The organism is Sphingobacterium sp. GQ94, from assembly GCF_059758715.1.
In genome coordinates this window covers 1-218 of sequence record NZ_JCAXEC010000051.1, presented here as the reverse complement: position 1 = coordinate 218, position 218 = coordinate 1, and the positions used below count along the sequence as shown (strand labels likewise).

Sequence of the window (218 nt, the reverse complement as noted above, 5' to 3'; positions counted from 1 at the left end):
AAGGGTACGCTTGGAAAATGTACTGTAAGTAAAACGCCAACAGGGAAATATTTTGTATCCATACTCTCAGAAGAACAATATCAACCAAAAGAAAAAACTGGTGCTGTTTGTGGAATAGATTTAGGTTTAAAAGACTTTGCTATTACTTCTGAGGGCGTTAAATTTAAAAACCACAAATACACAAAGAAATATGAAAAGGAATTAGCAAAAGGACAAAA

General features: G+C 32.6%; 1 protein-coding gene. It reads left to right on the top strand.

The annotated features are described in order from the left end of the window. On the top strand, window positions 1-218 hold a 218-nt coding region (locus AC6CHH_RS16455; protein ID WP_498284800.1), incomplete at both ends, for a hypothetical protein.